This is a genomic window from Aeromonas sp. S2(2024), from assembly GCF_041402505.1.
GTDB classification, from domain to species: Bacteria; Pseudomonadota; Gammaproteobacteria; order Enterobacterales; family Aeromonadaceae; genus Aeromonas; species Aeromonas media.
Genome location: NZ_JBGLRL010000055.1, coordinates 1 through 974, shown reverse-complemented (window position 1 = coordinate 974; position 974 = coordinate 1). Strand labels below are relative to the sequence as shown.

Annotated in this window: 1 protein-coding gene; it reads right to left on the bottom strand. The window is 55.1% G+C overall.

Translation table 11 applies throughout. From position 1 onward, the window contains the following. Positions 1-8 precede the first annotated feature (8 nt). A partial coding sequence (locus tag ACB039_RS20890) for an IS5-like element IS5 family transposase (protein ID WP_371166374.1) occupies positions 9-974 on the bottom strand: 966 nt, incomplete at its 5' end.

Here is a 974-nt window from a genome sequence, read left to right as displayed (position 1 = left end):
CCCAGTTTTTAGTGAGATCTCTCCCACTGACGTATCATTTGGTCCGCCCGAAACAGGTTGGCCAGCGTGAATAACATCGCCAGTTGGTTATCGTTTTTCAGCAACCCCTTGTATCTGGCTTTCACGAAGCCGAACTGTCGCTTGATGATGCGAAATGGGTGCTCCACCTTGGCCCGGATGCTGGCTTTCATGTATTCGATGTTGATGGCCGTTTTGTTCTTGCGTGGATGCTGTTTCAAGGTTCTTACCTTGCCGGGGCGCTCGGCGATCAGCCAGTCCACATCCACCTCGGCCAGCTCCTCGCGCTGTGGCGCCCCTTGGTAGCCGGCATCGGCTGAGACAAATTGCTCCTCTCCATGCAGCAGATTACCCAGCTGATTGAGGTCATGCTCGTTGGCCGCGGTGGTGACTAGGCTGTGGGTCAGGCCACTCTTGGCATCGACACCAATGTGGGCCTTCATGCCAAAGTGCCACTGATTGCCTTTCTTGGTCTGATGCATCTGCGGATCGCGTTGCTGCTCTTTGTTCTTGGTCGAGCTGGGAGCCTCAATGATGGTGGCATCGACCAAGGTGCCTTGAGTCATCATGACGCCTGCTTCGGCCAGCCAGCGATTGATGGTCTTGAACAATTGGCGGGCCAGTTGATGCTGCTCCAGCAGGTGGCGGAAATTCATGATGGTGGTGCGGTCCGGCAAGGCGCTATCCAGGGATAACCGGGCAAACAGACGCATGGAGGCGATTTCGTACAGAGCATCTTCGATCGCGCCATCGCTCAGGTTGTACCAATGCTGCATGCAGTGAATGCGTAGCATGGTTTCCAGCGGATAAGGTCGCCGGCCATTACCAGCCTTGGGGTAAAACGGCTCGATGACTTCCACCATGTTTTGCCATGGCAGAATCTGCTCCATGCGGGACAAGAAAATCTCTTTTCTGGTCTGACGGCGCTTACTGCTGAATTCACTGTCGGCGAAGGT